The organism is Marinobacter iranensis, from assembly GCF_029207565.1.
Classification (GTDB): Bacteria; Pseudomonadota; Gammaproteobacteria; order Pseudomonadales; family Oleiphilaceae; genus Marinobacter; species Marinobacter iranensis.
This window is the reverse complement of record NZ_JANCMW010000002.1, coordinates 603,349-619,222: the sequence shown is the minus strand read 5'-3', so window position 1 is coordinate 619,222 and position 15,874 is coordinate 603,349. Positions and strand designations below refer to the sequence as shown.

At 58.6% G+C, this 15,874-nt stretch carries 14 protein-coding genes; 10 read left to right on the top strand and 4 right to left on the bottom strand.

Going from position 1 to position 15,874, the window contains the following annotated elements; translation table 11 throughout:
• Window positions 1-89: 89 nt before the first annotated feature.
• The 6 genes from metK to NLU14_RS06070 all read left to right on the top strand — a co-directional run bounded on the left by metK (window position 90) and on the right by NLU14_RS06070 (window position 6,583).
• Window positions 90-1,280 carry a methionine adenosyltransferase gene (gene metK / locus NLU14_RS06095; protein WP_275705292.1) on the top strand — a complete coding sequence of 397 codons (1,191 nt, stop codon included), beginning with the start codon at window positions 90-92 and terminating at the stop codon, window positions 1,278-1,280.
• 461 nt (window positions 1,281-1,741) lie between these two features.
• The gene (ahcY, locus tag NLU14_RS06090; protein ID WP_275705291.1) at window positions 1,742-3,136 is read left to right on the top strand and encodes an adenosylhomocysteinase; all 1,395 of its coding nucleotides are present in this window, start codon (window positions 1,742-1,744) and stop codon (window positions 3,134-3,136) included.
• Window positions 3,137-3,151: 15 nt separating this feature from the next.
• The gene (metF, locus tag NLU14_RS06085) at window positions 3,152-4,021 is read left to right on the top strand and encodes a methylenetetrahydrofolate reductase [NAD(P)H] (RefSeq protein WP_275705290.1); all 870 of its coding nucleotides are present in this window, start codon (window positions 3,152-3,154) and stop codon (window positions 4,019-4,021) included.
• Window positions 4,022-4,323: 302 nt separating this feature from the next.
• Window positions 4,324-5,082, top strand: a complete 759-nt coding sequence (locus tag NLU14_RS06080) for a transporter substrate-binding domain-containing protein (RefSeq protein ID WP_275705289.1) — start codon at window positions 4,324-4,326, stop codon at window positions 5,080-5,082.
• Between the two features lie 69 nt (window positions 5,083-5,151).
• A complete protein-coding gene (locus tag NLU14_RS06075; RefSeq protein ID WP_275705288.1) occupies window positions 5,152-5,823 on the top strand; it encodes an amino acid ABC transporter permease in 672 nt (223 codons plus the stop codon).
• 13 nt (window positions 5,824-5,836) lie between these two features.
• Entirely contained in the window at window positions 5,837-6,583 is a 747-nt protein-coding gene (locus tag NLU14_RS06070) for an amino acid ABC transporter ATP-binding protein (RefSeq protein ID WP_275705287.1), read from the top strand.
• A 19-nt stretch (window positions 6,584-6,602) separates the two neighbouring features.
• Here the strand turns inward: NLU14_RS06070 and NLU14_RS06065 are convergent, their stop codons facing one another.
• A complete protein-coding gene (locus NLU14_RS06065) occupies window positions 6,603-7,091 on the bottom strand; it encodes a DUF2505 domain-containing protein (protein ID WP_275705286.1) in 489 nt (162 codons plus the stop codon).
• 182 nt (window positions 7,092-7,273) lie between these two features.
• Between NLU14_RS06065 and NLU14_RS06060 the strand changes: the two genes are divergently transcribed.
• The 4 genes from NLU14_RS06060 (at window position 7,274) to NLU14_RS06045 (ending at window position 12,065) form a co-directional block, all read left to right on the top strand.
• Window positions 7,274-8,626 (top strand): adenosylmethionine--8-amino-7-oxononanoate transaminase, encoded by a 1,353-nt coding sequence (locus NLU14_RS06060; RefSeq protein WP_275705285.1) that lies wholly within the window; start codon window positions 7,274-7,276, stop codon window positions 8,624-8,626.
• Window positions 8,627-8,638: 12 nt separating this feature from the next.
• Entirely contained in the window at window positions 8,639-9,373 is a 735-nt protein-coding gene (locus tag NLU14_RS06055; RefSeq protein ID WP_275705284.1) for a 16S rRNA (uracil(1498)-N(3))-methyltransferase, read from the top strand.
• 298 nt (window positions 9,374-9,671) lie between these two features.
• Entirely contained in the window at window positions 9,672-10,901 is a 1,230-nt protein-coding gene (locus NLU14_RS06050; RefSeq protein WP_275705283.1) for a DUF445 domain-containing protein, read from the top strand.
• A gap of 123 nt (window positions 10,902-11,024) precedes the next feature.
• Window positions 11,025-12,065 (top strand): HDOD domain-containing protein, encoded by a 1,041-nt coding sequence (locus NLU14_RS06045; protein WP_275705282.1) that lies wholly within the window; start codon window positions 11,025-11,027, stop codon window positions 12,063-12,065.
• Here NLU14_RS06045 and NLU14_RS06040 read toward each other — a convergent pair.
• From NLU14_RS06040 to NLU14_RS06030, 3 genes are all read right to left on the bottom strand, one after another.
• A complete protein-coding gene (locus NLU14_RS06040) occupies window positions 12,062-13,387 on the bottom strand; it encodes a YihY/virulence factor BrkB family protein (RefSeq protein ID WP_275705281.1) in 1,326 nt (441 codons plus the stop codon). The two genes, NLU14_RS06045 and NLU14_RS06040, sit on opposite strands and share 4 nt — an antisense overlap.
• Window positions 13,388-13,503: 116 nt before the next feature.
• Entirely contained in the window at window positions 13,504-14,721 is a 1,218-nt protein-coding gene (malE, locus tag NLU14_RS06035) for a maltose/maltodextrin ABC transporter substrate-binding protein MalE (RefSeq protein WP_275705280.1), read from the bottom strand.
• Between the two features lie 162 nt (window positions 14,722-14,883).
• The gene (locus NLU14_RS06030) at window positions 14,884-15,819 is read right to left on the bottom strand and encodes a D-2-hydroxyacid dehydrogenase (RefSeq protein ID WP_275705279.1); all 936 of its coding nucleotides are present in this window, start codon (window positions 15,817-15,819) and stop codon (window positions 14,884-14,886) included.
• Between the last annotated feature and the right edge of the window lie 55 nt (window positions 15,820-15,874).

Here is a 15,874-nt window from a genome sequence, read left to right as displayed (position 1 = left end):
TGATTTACGATACCGACATCAACACAGCCGGCAAAAACCAAAGTCCCAACGCCGGCCCGAATTTGCAACGCTCACAGAGGAGCAACCCTATGTCTGATTACAGCGTCTTTACCTCCGAATCGGTCTCTGAAGGCCACCCTGACAAACTGGCAGACCAGATTTCCGATGCCGTACTCGACGCCATCCTCGTGGACGACCCCCATGCACGGGTTGCCTGTGAAACCATGGTAAAAACCGGCGTTGCCATTATCGGCGGGGAAATCACCACCAGCTCCTGGGTTGACCTGGAAGACCTGGTCCGTGAGGTGATCAAGGACATCGGCTACACCTCTTCCAATGTGGGCTACGACGGCGACACCTGCGGCATCATTAACATCATCGGCAAGCAATCCGTGGACATCGCCCAGGGCGTCGACCGCAAGAAGCCGGAAGACCAGGGCGCCGGCGACCAGGGCTTGATGTTCGGCTACGCCAGCAACGAAACCGACGTGCTGATGCCGGCCCCCATCACCTTCTCGCACCGCCTCGTCCAGCGCCAGGCCGAAGCCCGCAAGAGCGGCCTGCTGCCATGGCTGCGCCCCGACGCGAAAAGCCAGGTCACCTGCCGCTACGAAAACGGCAAGGTAACCGGCATCGATGCCGTGGTGCTGTCCACCCAGCACGACGAAGACGTCACCCAGGCAGACCTGAAAGAAGCCGTGATGGAGCTGATCGTTAAGCACGCGCTGCCGGAGGAACTGCTGCATAAAGACACCCAGTTCCACATCAACCCGACCGGCAAGTTCGTGATCGGCGGCCCGGTAGGCGACTGTGGCCTGACCGGCCGTAAGATCATCGTCGACACCTACGGCGGCATGGCCCGCCATGGCGGCGGCGCTTTCTCCGGCAAGGACCCGTCCAAGGTGGACCGCTCCGCGGCCTACGCCGGCCGTTATGTGGCCAAGAACATTGTTGCCGCCGGCCTGGCGGAGAAGTGCGAGATTCAGGTGTCCTACGCCATCGGTGTGGCGCAGCCAACGTCGATCTCTTTAAACACCTTCGGCACCGGCAAGATCAGCGACGACAAGATCATCAAACTGGTTCGCGAGCATTTCGACCTGCGGCCGTACGCAATCACCAACATGCTGGACCTGCTGCACCCGATGTACCGGGCAACCGCGGCCTATGGCCACTTCGGTCGCGAGCCGGCGGAGATGACGGTTGGCGGTAAGACGTTTACCTCGTTCCCATGGGAGAAGACGGACCGGGCGGCTCTTCTCAAGGATGCCGCTGGTATTTAAGGGTTCGTTTGACTTGGGTTAGCCCGCTACTGATGGGGGTGGCGGCGCTGAGGGACCCCCTTCATGGACACGCTACAAGCACGTCCGTGTGCGCTTGGGGTCGGCCATCCTTGGCCTCCCACAGTCCATGAAGGGGGTCCCTCACCACCGCTTCGCATCTGGTGAGGGCTTCTCGAAATAGGCGGGATAGAGGTTTTGTCTCCAGCATTGCTTTCAACGGAGACAGTTTTTAACGCCAGATCGAGGGCCGTGGTCGTACAAAGACGGCCATCACCAAAATTTAAACGAGGCGGTGGGGGGATTCTCTCCCCGGAATGTGGGAGGCCATGGATGGCCGACCCCAAGCGCACATGGATGTGCTCGTAGCGTTTCCGGGGAGAGAATCCCCCCACCGCCGACACACCGAATTGAGAGGCCACGGAAACAACCACCGAGGCTAAAGAAACGACAGGAGCAACACCATGAGCACTCCAGCAGAAAAACTGAACCAATCCGATGACTTCAAGGTCCGTGATATTTCGCTGGCGGCCTGGGGCCGTAAGGAAATCAACATCGCCGAGGGCGAAATGCCCGCCCTGATGAAGCTCCGTGAGAAGTACAAAACCGAGCAGCCGCTGAAAGGCGCCAACATCATGGGCTGTATCCACATGACCATCCAGACCGCCGTACTGATTGAAACACTGATCGAACTCGGCGCCAACGTACGCTGGTCATCGTGCAACATCTTCTCCACCCAGGACCAGGCCGCAGCCGCCATGGCCGAGCGTGGCGTACCCGTGTTCGCGTGGAAAGGCGAAACCGACGAAGAGTACGACTGGTGTCTCGAGCGCACCGTTGGTGCCGACGTGGAAGGCTGGGAACCCAACATGATCCTGGATGACGGCGGCGACCTGACTGCCCTGCTCCATGAAAAATATCCCGAAGTGCTGGCCAAGTGCCATGGCGTGACCGAGGAAACCACCACCGGCGTACATCGCCTGCAGGAAATGATGCGTGACGGCAAGCTCAAGGTGCCGGCCATCAACGTCAACGATGCGGTGACCAAGTCCAAGAACGACAACAAGTACGGCTGCCGCCACAGCCTGAACGACGCCATCAAGCGCGCCACCGACCACCTCATGGCCGGCAAGAAAGCGCTGGTGATTGGCTATGGTGATGTGGGCAAGGGTTCTGCGGCCTCCCTGCGCCAGGAAGGCATGATCGTCAAGATCACCGAGGCCGACCCGATCTGTGCCATGCAGGCGTGCATGGATGGCTTCGAGGTAGTGTCCCCATACCTGGACGGTGTAAACACCGGCACCGAAGCGGGCGTGGACAAGGCGCTGCTGCAGAACACCGACCTGCTGGTGACCACCACCGGCAACATGAATGTGTGTGACGCCAACATGCTCAAGGCCATCAAGAGCGGTGCCGTGGTGTGCAACATCGGCCACTTCGACAACGAAATCGACACCGCCTATATGCGCAAGAACTGGGAGTGGGACGAGGTCAAACCGCAGGTGCACGTGGTGTATCGCGACAAGGCCACCAACGACCACCTGATCCTGCTGTCCGAAGGCCGCCTGGTGAACCTCGGTAACGCCACCGGCCACCCGTCGCGGATCATGGACGGCTCATTCGCCAACCAGGTGCTGGCGCAAATGCACCTGTTCGAGCGCAAGTTTGCCGATCTTCCGGAGGACGCCCGCGAGAAGGGTATCTATGTTCAGGTTCTGCCCAAGCAGCTGGATGAGGAAGTGGCCCGTGCCATGGTGGAAGGCTTTGGTGGCGTGATCACCAAAATGACACCGGAGCAGGCGAAATACATTGGTGTACCGGTCGAAGGCCCGTACAAGCCGGAAAGTTACAAGTACTGATCAGGTAGTAGCAGCATGGAAACCCAGAAACAGTTCAAACGCCGCTTCAGCTTTGAGTTTTTCCCGCCCAAGACCGACAAGGGTTGGGAAAAACTGCAGGGCGTGCGCAATACGCTGGCCGATGTTGACCCGGATTTTTTCTCGGTCACCTTCGGCGCTGGCGGCTCCACCCGGGACCGCACCGTAAAGACGGTGCTGGACCTGCATAAACGGGGTGTCTCCACGGCACCACACCTGTCCTGCGTGGGCGCCACCCGCGACAGCATTGCGGAACTGCTGGATATTTACCGTGAAAACGGCATCAACCGCATCGTCGCCCTGCGGGGCGACATGCCCTCCGGTATGGGGGCGGCGGGTGAACTGCGCTACGCCAATGAGCTGGTGAGCTTCATCCGTGAGCACAGCGGCGATACCTTCAATATTGAAGTGGCAGCCTACCCGGAGTTTCATCCCCAGGCCCGAACCGCGGAAGATGACCTGAAGAACTTCGCCCGCAAGGTCGAAGCCGGCGCCAACAGTGCTATCACCCAGTACTTCTTCAACGCGGACAGCTACTTCTACTTTATTGACCGGCTGGAAAAATTGGGCGTCACCATCCCGGTGGTGCCGGGCATCATGCCCATCGTCAACTTCTCCAACCTGACCCGTTTCTCCGACATGTGCGGTGCGGAAATCCCCCGTTGGATCCGCAAGCAGTTGGAAGCCTACGGCGACGACAGCGACAGCATCCGCAAGTTCGGAGAGGAAGTGGTTACCCGCATGTGTGAAAAACTGCTTGCCGCCGGTGCGCCCGGGCTGCACTTCTATACCCTGAACCAGGCTGAGCCCAGTGTCAGTATCTGGAAGAATCTGGGTATTGGGGAGCGGGAGAAGATTGCTTTTTGATGAGCCCGCTTGTGTCGGATTACGGCCCTGCGGGCCTAATCCGACCTACAGTTCTAATCCGACCTGCATTCTGCAATCTCTCCAGCTACCGTAGGTCGGATTAGGCGAAGCCGTAATCCGACACCCCCCGACGAACTCCCCTCCTCCAACCATTTGATTTTCTGCATTTCTCCGGTTAATGGTCTAGAGTATAAAGGTTGCAGTTCCACAAACCGCCCCCGGAAAGAACCGGCTTGATCAGCCTGCATTTCCGGAGCACTTCACCAGGTGCACGGGCAACAAAAGTAAAAACAGGAGATTGTATGAGCACCAAATGGCTTAAAACGGTTGGCGCAAGTCTGGCATTCACCGTTGCAGCAGGAACCGTCAACGCCGAGACCCTGCGCGTTGTCACCGACCCCAGCTTCGTTCCTTTCGAAATGATGGATCAGGAAACTGGCGAGATGATCGGGTTCGACATGGAGATCATCCGCGAAGTAGCAGACCGTGCCGGCTTTGAGATCGACCTGAACACCATGGACTTCAACGGCATCATCCCTGCCTTGCAGACAGGCAACGTGGACATCGCCATTGCCGGTATCACCATCACCGAGGAACGTGAGGAAATCGTTGATTTCTCTAACCCCTATTACGACTCCGGCCTGCGGATTATGGTGCGCCAGGACAACGAGAAGGTTGAGGAAATTTCCGACCTCGAAGGTAAGAAAATCGGCACCAAAATCGGTAGCACCAGTTACGACTATCTGATGAAAACCCTGGATGAAGACGACGGTGTCACCCCGTATCCGGGCAGCTCGGACATGTACATGGCCCTGATGTCAGGCGCTGTTGACGCCGTTTTTTACGACGCGCCCAACGTTGGCTACTTCGCCAAAACCCGAGGCGAAGGTAAGGTAAAAACCGTTGGCAAGCTTTACGAAGGCCAGCAGTACGGCATTGCCCTGAAAGATGGCAGTGAGTGGGTGGATGACGTTAACGAAGCCCTGGCGTCCATCAAGGAAGACGGCACCTACAAGGAAATCTACGAGAAGTGGTTCGGCCCCATGCCGGAAGACATGTAAAACTGAAGACCACAGCCGGGGCGCACAACGCCCCGGCTGGCAACTCCCCACGCAACGGAGACATCCACTGTGGAATTCCAGTTTCAGTTTGACTGGCAAGCAGCCATTAACTCGATTCCCTACCTGCTTAAAGGTGTTCCCTACACCCTTCTGATTTCCTTTGGCGGCCTTGCCATCGGCTTTGTGCTCGGTATCATTTTCGGTTTGCTGAGTATCAATAAGAAGTGGTTCTTTCGCTGGCCCGCCACGGCCTATATCGAAATCTTTCGCGGCACCCCGATTCTCGTGCAGGTGCTGTTCATCTTCTACGGTTTACCCGACCTGATAGGCGGCCCCATCGACCCGCTGACCGCCGGCATCGCGGCCATTGCACTGAACTCCGGTGCCTATATCTCCGAAGTTGTGCGGGGCGGCGTACAGTCCATCGACAAGGGCCAGACCGAAGCGGGCCTTTCCCTTGGGCTGTCGCGTTCCCAGACCTTCTGGTCGATTATCTGGCCCCAGGCCTTCCGCCGCATGATCCCGCCACTGGGAAATCAGGCGATCGTGAGCATCAAGGACACCTCACTGTTCTCGGTGATCGGTGTGGGTGAACTGGTTCGTCAGGGCCAGGTGTATATCGCCAACACCTTTACCGCCTTCGAGGTCTACTTCGTGGTGGCTATAATGTACCTCGCGATTACCCTCTCCCTCTCTCTCGTGCTCCGCCTCATAGAGCGGCGCGGACTGGCTTCTGTCTGAAGGATAGGTACCCATGACACAGATCGTGCATATGCGGGGCATGAACAAGTACTTCGGTACCCTGCATGTCCTCAAGGAAATTGACCTGACCGTTGAAGCCGGCGAAGTGGTGGTGGTTATCGGCGCCAGTGGCTCCGGCAAATCCACCCTGATCCGCTGCGTCAACGGCCTGGAAGAGTTCGAGTCCGGCAAACTGGTGGTGGACGGCAATGAGCTGGCGCCGAAAAGCGGCAACCCGAAAGCCCTGGCCGAAATCCGCAAGGAAGTGGGAATGGTGTTCCAGCAGTTCAACCTCTTCCCGCACCTGACGGTAAAGAAGAACATCATGCTGGCGCCCATGAAGGTCAAGGACGCCTCCCAGACCACCGCCAACGCCACCGCGGAACGGCTATTGAACCGCGTGGGCATCGGCAGCCAGGCTGACAAGTACCCCAGCCAGCTCTCCGGCGGCCAGCAACAGCGGGTAGCCATTGCCCGCGCCCTGGCCATGGAACCACGACTGATGCTGTTCGACGAGCCCACCTCGGCACTGGACCCGGAAATGATCGGCGAAGTGCTGGACGTGATGCGGGAACTGGCCAAGGAAGGCATGACCATGATGGTGGTCACCCACGAAATGGGCTTCGCCCGGGAAGTGGCCGACCGCGTGATCTACATCCACGAAGGCCAGATTGTCGAGGAAGGCAAGCCCGCGGATGTGTTCGACAACCCGCAGAATGAACGCACCCAGGCATTCCTGAGCCGGGTTTTGGCGCACTGATATCGCCCCGCCTTTTGGTCTAAAGCAACTGGCGGGTGATCCTGTACTCCTTCTCGATTTTGGTATGGGAATCATCCGCCAGAAACCGCGCAATCTTCTTGCCCAGTAACGGCACTTCGCACCAGACGTTCAGAGTCACGTAATTTATGCACGCCTGATCAGTGCCCTGCAGTCGCATATTGCCCTTGATCTTCGCTGGCACCCCCTCAATCCGCACCCGGAATTCGCAGTGCCATTCGCCGTCGTCCTTGCGGAACCAGTGTTCCTCCTGGCGCACCCGGCTCCACTCCCTGTGAAAACTGGAGAGAATGCCGGGCACCTCGGTGGAAGCCATCATTTCCCGCTCCACCACCACCTTTGCGGACAGCTCATCGCGGGTCAGTTCCGGTATCCGCACATTGCGAGAACCCAGCCGCTGGTTTTTCTCCTGGATGTGGGCTTCGTCGAAGAAGGCACCCAGCACCCGGTCCAGGCCGGCATCGTAAGAATGTCTCAGTTCCAGTTCCATAAAGGCCTCCGTAAAAGAATGGCCTGATTGTGGGCGATGAGCACTGTAGGCACATTGGCCCGCCGGTCGTTGGCAGTTGGCATAGTGGTCAGCGGCCGCTGTTAACTGTAATATCCGCACTGGTTAACAGCCGACTATTTATCGGAATCTGACAGAACCCGACCGTCTGACGGAGACTTATCATGCGCAATGCTGACCTCGTCGCCCGCGGCCTCAAATCCGTATGGCACCCTTGCACCCAGATGAAAGACCATGAAGGAGCCGTGCCGCTGGTTCCGATCAAACGGGGTGAAGGCGTTTGGCTGGAGGATTTTGAGGGCAACCGTTTCATCGACGCCGTGAGTTCCTGGTGGGTTAACCTGTTTGGTCACGCCAACCCCAGAATCAACGCCGCAATTCAGGAACAGATTGGCCAGTTGGAGCACGTCATCCTCGCCGGGTTTACCCACGAGCCCGTGGTGAATCTGTCCGAACGGCTGATCGAAGTCACGCCGGAAGGCCTCAACAAGTGCTTTTACGCCGACAACGGCTCGTCGGCGATCGAAGCGGCGCTCAAGATGAGTTTCCATTACTGGAAAAACCACGGCAAACCCGGCAAGAAAAACTTCGTCAACCTGAGCAACAGCTATCACGGAGAAACCCTGGGCGCCCTGGCCCTGGGTGATGTGGCGCTCTACAAGGACACCTATCAACCGTTATTGATGGAAGTACTGACGGCGCCCTCCCCGGATGCCTTCAACAAAGAACCGGGTGAGACCGACGAGGCATACGCCCTGCGACAGTTCGAGGCCATGGACGCACTACTGGCGGAAAAACACGACGAAATCTGCGCCGTGGTCGTCGAGCCCCTGATCCAGTGCGCCGGTGGCATGCGCATGCACCACCCCATTTACCACACCAAACTGCGCGAAGCCTGCGACCGCTATGGTGTGCACCTGATCGCTGACGAAATCGCGGTGGGCTTCGGCCGCACCGGCACCCTGTTCGCCTGCGAGCAGTCCGGCATCACCCCGGACTTCATGTGCCTGTCCAAGGGCCTGACCGCCGGCTACCTGCCGCTGTCCGTGGTGCTCACCACCGATAATGTCTACAACGCCTTCTACGACGACTACGAAACCCTGAAGGCTTTCCTGCACAGCCACAGCTACACCGGCAACCCCATCGGCTGCGCTGTCGCTCTGGCGACCCTGGACATTTTCCGCGACGACAAGGTGATCGAAAACAACAAACGCCTGAGCACCTGCATGGCAGACTCAGTGGCCCACCTGGCAGACCACCCCAACGTGGGCGACATCCGTCAGCACGGCATGACCCTGGCCGTGGAAATGGTGAAGAACAAAGCCAACAAAGAGCCCTTCCCCTGGCAGGAGCGCCGCGGCATCCGCGTATACCAGCACGCCCTCACCCGCCAGTCACTGCTGCGGCCCCTGGGCAACGTGGTGTACTTCATGCCACCCTACGTCATCACCGAAGAACAGATCCGCCATCTGGCCCAGGTGGCTACAGAAGGCATCGAAATCGCAGTACGGGACTGACGGAAACCACCAATGCGCATCCCCCGAATCTACACCGACTCCCCCCTGAGCGAGGGGGCCCCGGCCGAACTGGACGACAGCGCGGCGCAACATGTTGGCCGCGTACTGCGCATGCAGAATGGCCAGGAACTGCTGCTGTTCAACGGTGATGGCAATGACTACCCCGCCAGCATCACAAACGCCGGGAAAAAACGGGTGGAAGTCCGGATCGGAACGCCGGTGGAAAACACCACCGAATCCCCACTGGACATCGTCCTCGGCCAGGCCCTCTCCAAGGGCGACCGAATGGACTTCGCGGTACAGAAAGCCGTGGAAATGGGCGTCACCTGCATCGTGCCCCTAACCACCGAACGCTGCGACGTAAAACTCAAAGGCGACCGTGAAGACAAACGCCTGCGCCACTGGCAATCCGTTGCCACCAGCGCCGCCGAACAATGCGGCCGCGCCCGGGTGCCGGAAATACTGCCGGTCATGACACTGACGGAATGGTTCGACCACACCGGAGATTGCGACCTGCGCCTGGTCCTCCACCACCGCACCGAACAGTCCCTGGACACCCTGGCCAAACCCGCCCGAATCGCCCTGATGATCGGCCCCGAAGGCGGCCTCAGCCCCGAAGAAATCACCGCCGCCGAAACCGCCGGCTTCCTCCCCGTCGCCCTCGGCCCGCGTGTTTTACGAACAGAAACCGCCCCGGTCGCCGCCATGGCCTTGTGCCAATGGTTGTGGGGAGACATCGGAAGCTGACAGATTCCGACCGTGCCGCCGTCCCAAGCTGGCAGCCAAGTCATTGACAGAAGCGGCGACTGACAACATGATCGCTTTCAAATTGCGACGGCTCAAGGCTGTCGAACTGAAAAGGCCAAAAGCTGTTGAAGACATCTCCGTGGTTTGGGCTGGTTTACGGGGAGGGTTCTCCAAAACTGTGCGGAGCCATGGATGGCGGAGCCGAGCGTACAGGGATGTATTCACAGCGTGTTTCAGAAACGCCCACCCGTGCGCTCAGGCACCCAAGCAAAAACCATAAAGAAACTGCGAGTACCGGATGACAAGCCTGCTAAGCACCCCAGAATTCTGGCAATACCTCAGTATCCCGGTCATTGCCGCCCTGATTGGCTGGACCACCAACTGGCTCGCCATCAAAATGACCTTCTATCCCCTGGAGTTCATCGGCAAACCCCCACTACTGGGCTGGCAAGGCATCATCCCCTCCAAAGCCCGCAAAATGGCCGCCATCAGCGTCGACGCCACCATCTCCAAAATCGGCACCGTACGGGAAATCTTCCAGCAGATCGACCCCGACGTACTCGCCGCCCACATCATCTGCACCGTCGAACCCCGTACCGAAGAATACGTCGACGAACTCATGCTGCGGGAATACCCCACCTTCTGGGAAAACCTGCCATCCTCCGCCAGAAACATGGTCTACGACCGGGTAAGAAAGTCCACCCCGCAACTGGTGGACAACCTGGTAGGCGACGTATCCGACAACATCGAAGACCTGCTCGACATCAAAAGCATGGTTATCGAACGCCTGGCCAAGGACAAACGCCTGCTGAACCGGATCTTCATAGAATGCGGCGAAGTGGAATTCCGCTTCATCATCAACTCCGGCTTCTACTTCGGTTTCCTCTTCGGACTGGTGCAAATGACCGTCTGGTACTACTACCAGAGCTGGTGGGTACTGCCCTTCTTCGGCCTGATGGTGGGCTGGGCCACCAACTGGATTGCACTCAACGTGATCTTCCGCCCGCTGCACGAGAAAAAAATCGGGCCATTCCGGCTGCAGGGGCTGTTCCTCAAGCGCCAACAGAAAGTGGCCGAATCCTTCTGCCACATCGTGACCCATGAAATCCTCACCGTCGGCAATATCATCAACGCCATACTGGAAGGCCCGAAAGGCGGTCGCGCTCGCAACATGGTCAAGAAACACATCAAGCCCCTGGTGGATGAAACCGCCGGCATGGGCAAAGCCCTGACCCAGATGGCCTTTGGCCCCACCGGGTTCGCCACCTTGAAAAACCAGGTGGGCCAGAAGGCCATCGATATTTCGCAGACCTCGTTCAACAACCCCGTGTTCGAAACAGACCGGGCGCGGGCTGTGGAGAGCATCATGGTTGAACGCATGATCGCCCTCTCCTCCGAGGAATTCCAGGACCTACTGCGCCCCTGTTTCCAGGAAGATGAGATCAAACTGATACTGGTCGGCGCCTTCCTGGGGTTCGCTGCCGGTGTCTGCCAACTGGTCTTTGTGTTCGGCGGCTCGGTTTTCTGATTTTTAGTGCCGGAAACCCGGTAGTTATAGCGGTTTGCACTGGGAATAACCGACACTGCGCTCTATACTCGCGGTATACGGGTGTGTATTTCCCGGCGACTATTCTTTTCCCGGAGGCATCGGATGCCAGGCTTTCTCTCCTGGATTTCAAGGTTACTCTCTTCCGACGAGCCAGCAATCGTATCAGCACCCGAATCCCGCTTGCTCAACCCGGTTGCTTCCGCCATGGACAACCCGGATACAGACCCGGCCCTGGTCGACCAGTTGGAAGAGCACCTGTTTTGCTGGTTGCTGGACTCACCCCCCGCAGCATTACGCTCGGAGACGGGGCAATGGGAGAGCATACTGGGAAAGCTGCGCTGGCGGATTGTCAACCAGGAGTTGGACGAACTGCCGCGCCAGCCGATGACCCTGCCAATGCTGATGCGGGCCCTCTCCGATGATAAATCGGACCGCCACCACCTGACCGAGATCATCCTCAACGACCCGGCGCTGACCGACCAGTTGCTGCAGATTGCCAACAGCCCTTACTTCCGCCCCGGCGACCAGTCCATCGACTCGGTGGATCAGGCGGTTTTTATCCTGGGCCTGGACGGCATTCGCAATGTTATTTCCGCGGCCATCATGCGCCCGATGATGGCCGCACGAAACAGCCGAGAAGCCCTCTTTGCCCAGCGTGTATGGCGCTGGGGCCTCACCTGTGCGCGCAGTGCGGAACTGATTGCGAAGATTCAGGGCCAGGATACCAGTGTCTATTTTATGGCGGGGTTGCTGCCAGCGCTCTCTTACATCACCCTCCGGCGAGAGCTGCAGCGATTGTGCAGGGCGGTACCGGGAATGACAGAGCCACCTCCCTCGCTGATCCACGACGCGCTCTCCCGCTATCAGTGGGCCACGTCACAACTACTGGCCACTGAATGGAACCTTCCGCCCAAATACCATGCCCAGTTGCTGGCGGCGGAGCGGCCCGCTCCGAAGCAAAAGCACACACCGCTGAACGACGGCATTATTATCGGAACCCGGGAAGTGTTGCGCCACGCTCACCAGCGCAACATGCCGGAGGAAGATGTGCTGCGGATTATCCACCTCTCCGGTGAACAGTTCACCCGGGTACGCCGGGTCATTCTCGATATCCTGGAGGCCGGGGCCAAAACCCGCGCCTAGCGTCCCGCGGGACCGTTCTCCTTTTCATGCTTCAGCAATTCGGCAAAGGAAACCGATTCGTCTTCCGGAGCACGGGCCATCAGGCTGCGGGGCACCACATAGGGCAGCCGGTCCGCCACCCGGTCCTCATCGTGGCGAATGGCCTGCAGCACGCTGCCAATGGTAATCCGATCCAGCGACTGGCCGGGTGCCAGGCAATCGCCATTGCGCCCCGCCAGTGTCAGCAGGCGTGCGCGTATCAGCTTGTCACTGATTCCACGGGTGACCTCACCTGGCACCCTGAGTTGCTGCTCCACCTCCTCCTGCTGAGGCGCCGGCCGGCCCTCGCTGAATGGCTTTGCCACCAGCCACATCAGCGCCAGGCCGGTTTTTTCCTGCAGTTCCGGCGACAATCTCACCTGGCTGCGCTTGGCCACCGCCCCGGGATTCTGCAGATAAAACGCAATGCTGGAGCCCAACAGCAGGATGATCCAGTTCAGATAGAGCCAGATCAGCAGAATGATGCCGATGGCGAAGCTGGAATAGATCGCTGCGTACTTGGCGGAGCCGGCCACAAAGGAGGCGAACAGCATACCCGCAGCCTGCCAGGAAATCCCAGCCACCAGGCCACCGATAAAGGCGTAACGAAGCTTCACCCGGGTATTGGGAATAAACACGTACACAAAGGTGAACGCCCCGACCACCAGCATGAACGGGGTGAAACGGGTAGCGAAGATGATCATGGAACCGAAAGGTTCGATTTCCATCAGCGCCTGCACAAACGCGGACGAGAAGATCGTGGCACTGATACCGATGGCCGACACCATCAATAACGGGCCCACCATGATAACGCTGAGGTAATTGCTGAAGCGCTGGGCCATGGAGCGCATATCCGGCACCCGCCAAATCATGTTGAAGGAGCGCTCGATCTTCTGCACCAACGACACAACGGTATAAACCAGCAATGCCAGGCCCACGGAGCCCAAAACCCCTACCTTCATATTGTCTACGAACCCCAGAATCTGATCGGCAATCTCCACACCCTGGGGGCCCATGGGCTGAAAGAACTGGAACAGAAAAGGCTCCATGCGCTGATGCACGCCCAGGGCCTTGAGCACCGAAAAGCTCAGCGCCAGCAGCGGCACGATGCTCAGCAGGGTGGTATACACCAGACTCATGGCGTGAAGGGTCAGGTTGCCGGCGATAATATCCCGCACCAGTGCATAGGCGGTGCGCCCAGCCTTATAGAGCCAGGTCCATGGCCATGTCTGTGGTGGATTGGGATTGGCCAGAATCCAGGTTTCAGCTTCGCTAAGCCGGTTTTTAAATTGGAATGAAGCCACACAACGTCCTGTTTGCCAGTGTTTTGTACAGATTATCAGTCAGATACCAAATCACAACAAAGTATGGCGTATTGTGTGGCTTTTACTAGCGGTTTCGGTTCCGTTGAAAACAGTCCTCAGTTCGTCACATAGTGCCGTCGTGTCCAGCCCCGCATTTCATCCAGGCGTTCAAGCCGGCCGGCAGCTTCGTCCAACGTGGATGTGACCGGATAGTCCCCTTCCAGCATGCCGGCAAAGCGGATCGTCATCAGGTCCCAGAAGCGTTTCATCTCGGGAATATTGGGCATGATTTCGCCGCGGCTGGCCGAACGGAAGGTGTGATCGATGAATGGATCTTCACTGAGGGTTTTCACCACATCCAAATGAGCAACAGCACCCAAGGGTTTGTCGTCGTTAACGGCGTGCAGGCCACTCTCTGTCAGCAGGTAGCCCTCCATAAACTGGCGGGCCAATTCGTGGTTGGTTGAAACCGCACTGATCCCGGCGGCGAGCACACCCACAAAAGGCTTGCCCGGCTCACCGGTAACCGTGGGCACATCGGCAATGCCCACGTTGATGCCGGCATCCCGTATCTCACTCCAGGCCCAGGGGCCGTTGATGATCATGGCGGTTTCACCGGCCTTGAAGCCGTCCATCATGGCGCCATAATTTGCATCCTTCGCCAGCACGCCGGAATCCAGCAGGTCCTTGATACCCGCCACGGCACTGATAGCGCCATCTGTGTCCACGCCCACATCGGACAGGTCATAAACCTGATTCTCGAGGCCAAAACTGTAGCCACCTGAACCGGCGAACACCGGCCAGGAAAAGTACACGTTCTTGTAGTCCCAGGAGATGGCCTCGATACCCTGGGCACTGAGCCGTTGATGCGCGGTTTTCACGCCTTCCAGGGTAGCGGGTGGCGTTGGCACCAGATCCTTGTTGTAGAGCAGGCTGACAACCTCCATTGCAATCGGATAGCCATACACCCGCTCACCCACGGAAACAGCCTGCCAGGCAAACGGGGCGATGGCGTTACGAACCTGCTCAGAGGGTTCAATGGGCCGCAGATGCCCCTCGTTGATCCAACTGCCAAAGCGGTCGTGGGGCCAGATCACGATATCCGGCGCCTTGGAGGAATAACCGTAGTGGTCGTACTCGGAGGTGAGATCCTCCGGGGTCTCAACGGACACCGGGATGCCGGTTTCCGCCTCGAAGCGCCGGCCAACCTCGGCCAGCCCCTCGTAACCCTTGTCGGAGTTGATCCAGATAAGCAGTTCGCCGCGCTCGAAAGCAAGAGCCGGTGCAGAGAAGAGAGCAGAAGAAAGCGCAAGCGCCAGGATGGGTCTGAACATGAGTATCGCCCTGTTGTTATTGTTTGAGCGTTGTGGAAACGCATGCCCTCATTTGGGGCATTCCACAGGCAGTTTAAGCAACAGGGAACGGCAGCCGCGTCATACGGCTGCCAACTTTTCAGGGGTGAGAGAGGGGGCGTACCCGGAAAAAGCGCCAGATAATCAGACAGCCGAAGCAAGATTACGCGACGTAATATCCACGATCCTCTGCCGAGCCTCACGGCTCGCCCACGCCGAATGTGGCGTCACAATCAGATTGGGAATGTCGCCCGCCAGCAGCGGGTTACCGTTGCGAGGCGGCTCCTCCGTCAGCACATCAAAACCGGCACCGCCAATGGTTCCGGCCCGCAGGGCATCGGCCAGCGCCTGTTCGTCCACCAGGCCGCCACGGCTGGTGTTGATCAACAGCGCGTCCTTTTTCATCCTCTTCAGTTCCCGGGCGCCGATCATATTCCGGGTCTCATCCGTGAGCAGGCAATGCAGCGACAGCACATCCACTTGAGGCAGCAGCTCATCCATGGGAATCCGGGGATAGCCATCCACCTCCCCGGCAGCCTGCCCGGGCCTGGCTCCGAGCAAAATATTCATTCCAAATGCCTTTGCCCGTTCAACCACCCCCTGGCCGAGATCGCCGTAACCGACAACCCCCAGCGTACGCCCTTCCAGCTCCAGGATCGGATGGTCCATCAGGCAGAACATCGAGCTCTGTTCCCAACGCCCGGCACGCACATCCTTGTCGTAATCCACCAACCGCGTGGCCAATGCCAGAATAAGCGCCATGGTGTGCTGCGCCACGGTAGACCGCCCGTAGTTGGTCACGTTCATCACCGTCACACCATGGGCTTTCGCTGCTTCCTGATCGATGTTATTCAACCCGGTGGCCACCACGGCAACCGTCTTCAGTTCCGGGCAGGCCTCGAAATGCTCCCGCGACAGCACCACCTTGTTCACCAGCACCGTATCGAAGCCACGGATACGCTCCGTCACCTGCTCCGGCGATGTTCGCGGGTGTTTCACCATGTCACCGGTTACCGCCTCAATCGGCGACAGGTCGACATCGTTACCCAGTGTGTCTGCATCCAGAAATACGGCTTTCATTGATCGATCCTTATTTACGAGATTTGTGGAAGGTCGCATCCAGGCCCTGCACCCA